Consider the following 10,095-nt stretch of genomic DNA (forward strand, 5'->3'; position numbering starts at 1 on the left):
TCCGATACGTTTTTTTCAGATGTTGAATCACCTATGTTTATGACTATACCTGCAGTCTGCCGGCTGTAATAAGTTTGCCGCTTTTTCTGTCAAATAACAGAATATCTTCTCCACCGATCTCGAACTTCACTTCCTGACCGATCTTGTAAGCGGTATTGCCAAAGACTACGCCGGTCAACAGGAAATCACCGATACGAAGCTTAATCGTGGATTCCATACCGGTGGGCATAGCACCGTAGATCACGCCGTCCAGACCTGCACCATCGTGTAATTGCAGGGCTTCGGGACGTACACCGATGACAAAATCCTCGTTGGTGATCACGGGAGCTTCCTGCAGTGCATAATCATCTTCGTTCACTCTGGCAATATGATACTTGAAGACTTCATCCTTGTTGGATTTCTCCACGGCTTTCTTATCCTGCATTTTCTCTTTGTGACGGGCTGCCTCATCGGCTTCGTTCTTATCTCTCTCAGCGAACCATCTCTGCAGATCCAGGTGTTCTTTCGGAACAAACTTTGCCTTTCTACCGTCTAAGATTGTCACATCCAGGCTGCCGTTTTCATTCTGCACACCCTTGGCTTCGATAAAATTAATGGAAGGATTTCCTACGAAATCAGCCACAAACAGGTTGTTGGGTCTGCTGTACACAGTCAACGGTGCTTCATACTGCTGCAACACACCGTTGTTGATCAGGCAGATCTTCGTTGCCAGTGTCATAGCTTCCATCTGGTCATGGGTTACATATACGAAGGTGCTTCCGGTCTCCACATGCAGACGCTGTAACTCATATCTCATTTCCAGACGGAGTTTCGCGTCCAGGTTAGACAGCGGCTCATCCATGAACAATACCTGGGGTTCCGGCGCCAGTGTTCTGGCAATGGCAACTCTTTGCTGCTGTCCACCGGACAGTTCTGCAGGATAACGATTCATGAACATTCCGATCTTAACGATACGGGATACTCTGCGTACTGCCAGGTCAATCTCTTCCTTGGAATATTTTCTGACCCTGGTTACTACCTTGCCACCGGATACGACTTCGAATTTCTCGTTAAGTTCTTCCCCTTTTTCCTTATGACCTGCCAGGATGCTGTCCAATTTTGCAGTCAGTTCCTGCTTCTTTTGTTTTGATGCACTTTCTTTGTCTGCTGCCTCATGGAGCTTGTAATTATACAGTTCCTTTGCAGTATAGATAGAAATGGTGTAATTATCGATCAGCTTCAGATAGACCATATCCAGGTCTAACTTTCCCTTTTTATCTCTGCATTCCTCAATGAGTTTTACCAGCTCTCCCGGATTCTCCAGTGCCTTGATCATGCTTTTTAAAGCTTTGGCTTCCTCATCGATCACGGGAAGTTCTTCCTTGATATTTCCCAGTCCGAAGGAGATGTTCTGGTATACCGTCATATTCGGCCATAGTGCGTAGTTTTGGAACAGAAATCCGACTTTTCTCTTATTTGCGGGAACATTGATCCCCGCTTCACTATCGAATACCACCCGGTCTCCGATCTTGATCTGCCCGCTGGTAGGGGTCTCCAGACCGGCGATCATACGTAAGGTAGTGGTCTTACCGCAACCGGAGGGACCAAGCAGAGTGATAAAGGAATTATCCTCCATATCCAGACTCAGATCATCTACCGCATAGAATTTTCCCCAACGTTTTGTAACATGTGTTAATTTGATTTCCGGCATAGTTATTTACCTCCGATACCTTCATCCAGGCTGGCCCCGGTCAGTTTATTTACCAAAGTGTTAAAGATCAGGATCGTTACGATCAGGATCAGGTTAATGGCGCTGGAAAATGCATACAGTCCCATCTCATCGAAATAATCCAGTGTCGTGGAGAGGATAAAGCCCTGCGTACATAACAGTAAGAACAGGGACAGCTCTCGCAGACAGGTCATGAACGGAAGCATATATCCGTTGATAATGGAAGACTTCTGGATCGGAATGATAATCCGCAGCATCCGCTTGTACCAGGGAATATCCTGGATGATGGCCGCTTCCTCGATCTCTCCCGACAGCTGCAGCATGGAGTTCAGTGCACTTCTGCTGGCGAAAGGAATGTACTTGATCACGCCTGCGATGATCAACAATGTGTAAGTGTTGAACAGGTTGATCTTGTCATTGGAGAACAGGATGAAGAAAGCTGCGCCCACTGCCAGGGACGGCATCAGGTACGGCAGGAATGCCACACCGTTGACGTAATTCGCCCACTTGCTTCTCCGGTTCTTGGATACTGCATAACCGATCAGGGTGCCGATCGTACCTGCGATCAGAGCACAACATACAGCGACTAACATCGTTCCCTTGAATGCTCTCCAGATCAGCGGATTGTGGAGGATACCGGGCTGTCCGTACAGAGCACCGGCTCCGTTGTTATCCGTCAGCCACCACTTGGTGGTCAGAGCACTGGGATCCATGGTATACAGGAAACTGTAATCTCCCGGATTCGGAAGGAAAGTCTCCAGTGCGAAGGACAGGATCGGGAAAATACTGGTGAAGAAAGTGATGACGATCAGGATGATCGCGATCAGATATTTCCCGACTTTTCCTAAGTTGATCTTGGAGATCTGTCCGGATTTACCGGTAACCGTCGTATAATTCTTACGGCTCTTTAAGCTCATCTGGTTCATTAACAGGATCGCCACACCGAAGATCATCATGATGATGGCAAGAATACTGGCTTCCCCGGTATACTTGGAGTTCATGGAGATGTACTTGGTGGACAGAGTGGTCAGTCCCAGGTAGTGAGGTACGGGATAACTTCCCATGGCGCTTCCAAATACCAGCAGGATTGTGGAAAGAATCGCCGGTTTTACCATGGGTAAAGTAATACGGAACATGGTCTTCCACTTCGGTGTATCCAAAATCGTCGCTGCTTCCTCCAGATTGGCATCCATGTTGCGGAAGATGCCGCCGATCAGGATGTAGGCAAAGGGGGCATAATGCAGTCCCAATACTACTGCACTGGGGAACAGCCCCAGGCACCACCATTTGGGCATCGTAATATTAAAAAGCGAAGCCAGCAGACCGTTGGAGGTTCCGGTGACTGCATTACTGTTGAAAACATTCTGCCATACCACTGCCAGTGTCCACTGTGGCATGATATAGGGGAAAATAAATATGGAACTTAAATATTTTTTACATTTTAAATTGGTTCTCGTAATCAGGAAAGCGAACACTCCGCCGAACACAATGGAGATCAGGCAGGTGAAAACTGCCAGCAGCACAGTATTTAACAGCGGTGTCCACAGATTCGTTCTCGCCAGTTTACTGGTGAACAGATCCACATAATTGACAACGGAATAACCGGTTGCCTTTCCGGTAAGATGCGCATCGATGGTGCCCGGATGGATCTTGAAGGTATCTTCGACGATTGCCACGATCGGTGCCACTGTGGTAAAAGTAAGTACGATACCAAACAGAAGCAGAATGATATTTTGTGGCTTTGAGAAGTACGTCTTGATCTTGTTCAGAACAATCACCATCTTGCTTGTTTTTTTTGCGGCACTCTGATTCATGGTTTACCTCTCTTCCCAATACAAGCTTATGTCCTGTAGAATCATTCGCCCCGTGTCTCCTTGCGAATAAGAAAACTGCTACTTACATGCAAGCATGATGTAGCAGATTTTCTTATTCTGACGGGACGAATAGTTACTCTTTTATATTATTCAGCGGTGTACTTCGGTAACAGTTCGATCCAGCTTCCTACGGTGAAGGAAACGGATGCACAGTACTCGGGATCTTCCATTACCAGCTTTCCGTCGGTGGACCACCAATCAAATCCTCTGTCGTTCTTGTTCTCGAACTCTACATTGCCGTTGGCGTCCATACCACCGGTGCTGTGCTGGTAGGTAGCTTCGATAGCCTTAGCCACTTCGGGATTGTAGGAATAGCTTCCCATATCCTTGCCCCATGCACTGTAACCGTCTTCGGTACAGGTCATGTATGCGATAAAGGCACATGCGGTCCAGGGCAGAGGGCTGTTGTCAGTGACAAAGAGGTAATGGCAATATCCATAACCGCCGATTCCCTGATAGCCATCCTGGTAAGCTGCAACCTTAACATTATTTACAGATACACCTGCGGACTCCTCTACGGAACGGAACTTGTTGTATACTAACAGTCCACACTGATCAGTTGCGGAATCTGTTACCAGTGTATTACAGATAGGACCGTCATCGGTCTGGGCATTGTAGCTGCCTACCCAGAGCTTGATCCATGCCAGTGCATATTTGCCATCGGCACCTAATCCCAAATCGCTTGCTTCGGATTCCATTTCGTCGATGGTGGGCTGGAAGTAAGCCTGCTCGTCAGCGGGTAATGCATTGAAAGCATCCTTTAACATAGCTGCGTATTTGTCTTCGGTCAGCATGTACAGGAAGTTCTTTCCTACAACTTCGGAATCAATATCCATGAAGAGGGCATGTACGCCTTCACCCACGAAGTCCCAACAGTTGTCGTATACTTTGTCACCGGTGCAGTTGTACTCAAATACCTTGTTCTGTAATTGTAAGGCGAGATATCCGTCTACGGCATCCGGTGTGGTTCCGTTAGCCTCTGCCCATTCCTTTGGAATATAGGTATCCAATATTCCGGTCTGTACCATTTTGGATTCGATCTGATTACCATCCTGGATCAGAGTCATTGCGAAAGTTCCTTCGGGTTTCAGGGAATCTGCGGTCAGCTGCTCGAAGATCTTGTTGTTCTTGGGCTGCTGCCAGTCGAATTCCATGCTGTAAGAAGGATCGATAGACTGCAGATACTCGATGAACAGAGGAAGTGCTGCTTTACCACGGCTGGAATTACCTACGCCGTAAAAGGTCTTGCCGTTGGATTCTTCGATGGCCTTCTGTGCCAGTTCCTCCATGGTCATTCCTTCTGCCTGTTTGATGATCTGCTGAGTTGCAGTAAGATTTGCGTCGTCGGCTGCCTCCGGGGTCTTGGTCTCTGCCACCGTCTCGGTTCCGGCTGTCTGTGTGTTGTCTGCGCTTCCAGTTGCCTGGTTCTGTGTCTGACTGCTGCCGCATCCGGCTAACATACCAACACTCAGTGCACAGATCATAAGTAACGATACTACTCTTTTCTTCATATGCTGTCCTCCCTTGAAACATATAGTTTGTATAACCCTTTATGGTCCACTTACTTGGAATGGGATGTTTCCCACTTCCGTTCTGATGATTCTATTATACGTTGGGAATTCAGCAATTTGTATAAGGTAAAACTGTTATTATTTTAATATTTCTGATACCATGTATAATTTTTCTGTTATTTCGTCGTTTCTTTTGTACATCTTTGTGGTTTTACATGCTTCTATCCTGGTATTCGGAGGGAGTGACACCAACAATCCTCTTAAAGCTGCTGGAAAAATGTGCAACATCACGATAGCCTACCTGTTCTGCGACTTCATACACCTTATTCCGGCAGTCATTCAACAGTTTCATGGCAGTACGCATACGCACTCTGGTAATGTATGCCGCCACCGTATAATCCGTCTCCCTTTTGAATGTATGACTCAAATGTCCTTCACTGATTCCCAGATGTTCTGCAATCTGGGCCACACTCAGCTCCGGTTCCCCATAGTGTGAGGAAATGTAATCCACCGCCGCCATGACGTATTTGCTCTTATCACCTTTATTCAGAACCAACTCCGGAAGCTGCTCCTCACTTCGAGTTTCTTCCCGTTCCTGGGTTTTTTTACGTTTACCTAAAGCCGCATTTACTGCCTGCTCCAGTTCTCCATCACCGAAAGGTTTCAGCAAATAGTCGCTTGCCAACAGCTTCAATGCACTTTGTGCATAGGAGAACTCACTATAGGCAGTCAAAAAGATTACACTGACGTCATTTCCTTCTGCCCGGAGCTGCTTCAACATCTCAATACCATCCATTTGGGGCATACGGATATCGCAGATCAGAAGATCCGGATGGTATTTTCGTATTGCTTCCAGTCCTTCGATACCATTGTCCGCTTCCGCTACGACCATACAGTCCAGCGCCTGCCAGTCCGTTTCCATTACGATTCCTCTGCGTACCAGTGTCTCATCATCAATTACGATTACTTTGTACATACCCCTGTTTCCTCCATTATCTGTTGCTCCCGTCTGATATATTTTCCCCTGTCCCATATCCGGCAAAAGTCATTCTCCTGTGTATCACACCTCACCGTATTTTACCGGCAGCCGCAGTGTCACCTTTGTACCATGAATTGCACTTTCCGTTTCTGTGCCTTTTCTGTCTGCAATGCTTTCACTGTCTGCAGTGCTTTCGCTATCTGCGGCATTTTCGCTATTTTCAGCAAGACTCTCCATATGAATACCGTATTCTTCGCCGTAGGTCAGCCGGATGATCGTATCCACATTGGATACTCCGATATGTCCCACCAGTTGCTCCTGCCTTCTATGATTGATGGCCTCCATCTGCTCTTCGGGAGCACCACAGCCGTCATCCGTCACCTCAATGCAAAGTACGCCATTCTTCCCCGTAATCTGCACCCGGATATTTCCCTCTTCGCTCTCTTTTAGTCCGTGCAGAACCGAATTTTCTACGATGGGCTGTATGATCAGTTTCGGGATCACACATTCCTCCAGTCCCTCCTCCATTTCCACGGAATAGGTAAACTTATCGTTAAAACGGATCTTCTGGATATCCACGTAACAGTTCACCAGCTCCAGTTCTTCCTTCAGGTAAATGAACTGTCTCTTGGAAATACTGGTCCGCAGGATCTTCGCCAGACCCGCTGCCATGGTGGCGATCTCCGGAATGTGATTGGCCTTCGCCACCCATTTCATGGTATCCAGTGTATTGTACAGGAAATGGGGATTTAACTGTGCCTGCATCATGGCAATATGGGAGGCATTCAGTTCCTTCTGCTTCTCCACCTTATCCTGCACACTCTGTTCCAGCTCATTGGCCATGATATTAAAGTTACGGGACATTTGTCCCAATTCATCCTCCCTGTCGGAGGCAATTCTTACACTCAGATCTCCCTCCTGCAGAGTACGCATGGCAGTATTCATCCGTTCAATGGGTTTCGTCATATTCCGCCCCACACGGGATGCTACGATCACACACAGCAATACACTGATGGTCAGCATCACCGTCAGTACGCGGTACATGGAACTTAGAACTTCCCTGGAAAATACACTGGGACACGCCATCACAGTATACAGACCACTCTCTCCCAAGGGCTGGATCAACAATTCTCCTGCCCGATAGACCCCCAACAATTTATGACCACTCATCAGTTCATGACGGATCTGATCTGTCTGTAAGCTGCCACTGTCATAAATAGTTCTCCAGTACGGATCCAGAAATGCAACATCGTTCTTCCCGTTTCCACTGTCAAGAATGATCTTCTCGAAATTCTCGGTCCGCATACTGATCACGATATAACCCTCCAGAGTTCCGCCCCTTCCCAACAGCTTTCCTGCTGCATACAACAGAACTCCGGAATCATTCTCTTCTGCCCGTCTCAATATCAATGTATCCTGACTGTCTTCCACCGCTTTCAGAATTCCCCAGTAAACCGGCAATTCCATTCTGGCATCTCCCTGTCTTGTGGTATAGATACACTTTCCGTTTCTGTCATAGAGATCAAACTGGGCATATTCCCGGTAATCGGACACTTCCCGGTAAAACTGCAGATATATTTTGCTCCGGGACCAGGAATCTTCTTCATTGATATTGTCTACAATTTTGCGGTTGGCATTGATATTTTCCACCACCGTCTCAAAATTACCAAATACCTCCAGTACACCGGTGTCGATCTGCTGCGCCTGTTCCGTTACATTCTTTTCATAATCACTGTTGATCTTGGTCTCCATGGTCTGGATCAGAGACACTCCGAAGAACAACAGGGGAAGCAACGCTACCACTGCAAAGCAGACCAGTAATTGTCTGTGAAATGATTTTTTAATCCACTTTCTCATCCTTGCTCCTTTGCAGTGCGTCCCAGGCTGCCAGGATGGACTCTTTTTCGCTGGCTGCCCAGGTCACATCATAGTCTATCGCCTTTAAACGGTTATCCTCCGCTGTTGTTTTCTCCGGCATATCATTACGGACGGTTCTGCGCAGGAAGGCTTCCTCCACCAGCCGCTGTGCATCCTGACTGACCGTAAAATCCAAAAACAACTGTGCATTCTCTAAATGTTTCGTTCCTTTTACAATGGCGGTGGCATCCGGAATGGCGCTGGTGCCGTCCGTAGGATAGGTCATGACCAGATCCTCTCCCTCCAGAATCCGCTGTCTGGCCATACCTTCATTGGTGATTCCTACCAGTCTCGTGCCAGTGTTCACCTCATCCAACACTGCCCCGGAGGACGGTGAAATATTACCATCCAGCGCATCGTTAAAGTTGCGCAGAATTACCTGTTCCTCCGCATCCACCACCTGTAACATGGTGCACAATGCGGTAAAGCTGCTTCCTGATTTATTCGGATCCGCAAATGCTATTTTCCCTTTCCAGCGATCAGTCTGCAGCTCATCCCAGGTCTTTGGCGCAGCCACCGGGTATACCAGCTTGCTGTTGTATATAAAAACGATAGGTAATACAGAAAATGGTGTATACGCATCCCCCTCTACCCGATAAGCTTCTTCGATCTGATCTGTTTCCGCTACCCGGTAGGGCTGTAAATACTCCCGGCATTCTTCGAAGTTCTCAATACCTCCACCGAACATAACGTCAAAAGTTCCCGGAGGATCCTGTTGCAATTCTTCGAATAATGCAATCGTATCCCCTGCTTTTAATTCCACAAAAATACCAGTACGCTCCTCGAATTCTTTGATGATCGGTTCATATACTTCCTCTTTATGAGCAGTATATACGATCAGTTTTTTATCCTCCGGAATCTGATAGACTGTTTCCTCCGACTGACCGCAGCCGGTAAGTAGAAAAATTGCTGCTGTCAGAACAGACAGAACAGATAGCTTTCTTTTATATTTTTTACTATAAGTCCCCATAATTTTACTCTTACCTTTTTTGACTCTTGTTCCCGTTGTACTGTCCTTACGAATTTTCCGATGTACAGTTATTTCTCTCAGCTGCCTTCTGTTGCAGTCTGCGCATCCGGTCATACTGTCCATACATCTTCTGCACTTCATTCTCCAGAATGTAGTAGTGACGGATGTACGGGATCAGCAGGATCAGGATCACTACCGGGAGTAATAAGGTAAAAAGGCTGTCAGAGATCACACTTAAGACAATCGCCAGCATCTCTAACAACGCAAAAGTCACCGTAACGATCAGATGGATCAGGCGCTCATGCTGAAAAAATCCCACCTGCACCAGATGCTCCTGAAGCTTGTCCTGAACCATTTCCTGCATAGTCTGTTCCTCAGTATCCGTTTTCTCTGTATCAGTTTTCTGTGTATCCGACTGTCTCTGTATCGCTTGCGTTGAGTATTCGCCGTCCTGTGATAATGTCTGCGCTCTCTGCTCCATTTTCTGAAGCCACTCATCTATTTGTTTTCGATATTGCAAAATGCGCTGCTCCATGGTGTACCTCACCTTTCCGCTTCCTGTATTACTACATCATACCTATCTTTTGGCTGTTCGTCAATGCGACCAGGGAACTAAAAAAACGCCTCTATGCATACGCATAAAGACGTTTTTCTTCATTTCAAACATAAAAATGGGGCCTATAGGGCTCGAACCTATGACCCTCTGCTTGTAAGGCAGATGCTCTCCCAGCTGAGCTAAGACCCCATAAAGATTAATGAAAATCTTTAGCGACCCAGATCGGACTCGAACCGACGACCTTCGCCGTGACAGGGCGACGCTCTAACCAACTGAGCCACTGGGCCATATTTATTATTTATCTTATGAAATGGAACTGCTTTCAGTGGACCTTCGGGGACTCGAACCCAGGACCGACCGGTTATGAGCCGGTTGCTCTAACCAACTGAGCTAAAGGTCCGCAACCCTTTCGGGACTGATCTGAGATCAGATGACTCCAACGGGAATCGAACCCGTGTTACCGCCGTGAAAGGGCGATGTCTTAACCGCTTGACCATGGAGCCGGATAATATTTATTTTCTTATGAAAAAACTCCCCGAGTAGGGCTCGAACCTACAACAACTCGGTTAACAGCCGAGTG

At 47.1% G+C, this 10,095-nt stretch carries 7 protein-coding genes and 4 tRNA genes; all 11 read right to left on the reverse strand.

Translation table 11 applies throughout. The features are described 5' to 3' along the window. Positions 1-43: 43 nt before the first annotated feature. A complete protein-coding gene (locus tag ACLTOH_RS09785; RefSeq protein WP_412224033.1) occupies positions 44-1,690 on the reverse strand; it encodes an ATP-binding cassette domain-containing protein in 1,647 nt (548 codons plus the stop codon). Between the two features lie 2 nt (positions 1,691-1,692). Next, on the reverse strand, positions 1,693-3,522 hold the full coding sequence (locus ACLTOH_RS09790) for an ABC transporter permease (protein ID WP_412222730.1): 1,830 nt from the start codon (positions 3,520-3,522) through the stop codon (positions 1,693-1,695). Positions 3,523-3,668: 146 nt separating this feature from the next. Continuing rightward, on the reverse strand, positions 3,669-5,093 hold the full coding sequence (locus ACLTOH_RS09795) for a hypothetical protein (protein WP_412224035.1): 1,425 nt from the start codon (positions 5,091-5,093) through the stop codon (positions 3,669-3,671). A 211-nt stretch (positions 5,094-5,304) separates the two neighbouring features. Then, positions 5,305-6,069, reverse strand: coding sequence for a response regulator transcription factor (locus tag ACLTOH_RS09800; RefSeq protein ID WP_337536842.1), 765 nt, complete (start codon positions 6,067-6,069; stop codon positions 5,305-5,307). An 84-nt stretch (positions 6,070-6,153) separates the two neighbouring features. Further along, complete coding sequence (locus ACLTOH_RS09805) at positions 6,154-7,929, reverse strand: sensor histidine kinase (protein WP_337536844.1); 1,776 nt, start codon at positions 7,927-7,929, stop codon at positions 6,154-6,156. Continuing rightward, complete coding sequence (locus ACLTOH_RS09810) at positions 7,913-8,959, reverse strand: extracellular solute-binding protein (RefSeq protein ID WP_337536846.1); 1,047 nt, start codon at positions 8,957-8,959, stop codon at positions 7,913-7,915. The genes ACLTOH_RS09805 and ACLTOH_RS09810 overlap by 17 nt, the downstream gene beginning before the upstream one ends. A gap of 46 nt (positions 8,960-9,005) precedes the next feature. Next, a complete protein-coding gene (locus ACLTOH_RS09815) occupies positions 9,006-9,494 on the reverse strand; it encodes a hypothetical protein (protein ID WP_337536848.1) in 489 nt (162 codons plus the stop codon). Positions 9,495-9,631: 137 nt separating this feature from the next. Beyond that, a tRNA-Val gene (locus ACLTOH_RS09820) sits at positions 9,632-9,704 on the reverse strand. 24 nt (positions 9,705-9,728) lie between these two features. Further along, positions 9,729-9,802: transfer RNA gene (locus ACLTOH_RS09825), tRNA-Asp, on the reverse strand. A gap of 39 nt (positions 9,803-9,841) precedes the next feature. Further along, positions 9,842-9,915 (reverse strand) — tRNA-Ile (locus tag ACLTOH_RS09830). Between the two features lie 31 nt (positions 9,916-9,946). Continuing rightward, positions 9,947-10,018: transfer RNA gene (locus ACLTOH_RS09835), tRNA-Glu, on the reverse strand. Positions 10,019-10,095: the final 77 nt, after the last annotated feature.

Source organism: Waltera sp. (assembly GCF_046969025.1).
GTDB lineage: Bacteria > Bacillota > Clostridia > Lachnospirales > Lachnospiraceae > Acetatifactor > Acetatifactor acetigignens.

Excerpts from the sequence above, each read along its gene's own strand:
- ACLTOH_RS09810 (WP_337536846.1), bottom strand. The coding sequence starts at position 8,959 with ATGGGGACTTATAGTAAAAAATATAAAAGAAAGCTATCTGTTCTGTCT.
- ACLTOH_RS09800 (WP_337536842.1), bottom strand. The coding sequence starts at position 6,069 with ATGTACAAAGTAATCGTAATTGATGATGAGACACTGGTACGCAGAGGA.
- ACLTOH_RS09795 (WP_412224035.1), bottom strand. The coding sequence starts at position 5,093 with ATGAAGAAAAGAGTAGTATCGTTACTTATGATCTGTGCACTGAGTGTT.
- ACLTOH_RS09785 (WP_412224033.1), bottom strand. The coding sequence starts at position 1,690 with ATGCCGGAAATCAAATTAACACATGTTACAAAACGTTGGGGAAAATTC.
- ACLTOH_RS09815 (WP_337536848.1), bottom strand. The coding sequence starts at position 9,494 with ATGGAGCAGCGCATTTTGCAATATCGAAAACAAATAGATGAGTGGCTT.
- ACLTOH_RS09790 (WP_412222730.1), bottom strand. The coding sequence starts at position 3,522 with ATGAATCAGAGTGCCGCAAAAAAAACAAGCAAGATGGTGATTGTTCTG.
- ACLTOH_RS09805 (WP_337536844.1), bottom strand. The coding sequence starts at position 7,929 with ATGAGAAAGTGGATTAAAAAATCATTTCACAGACAATTACTGGTCTGC.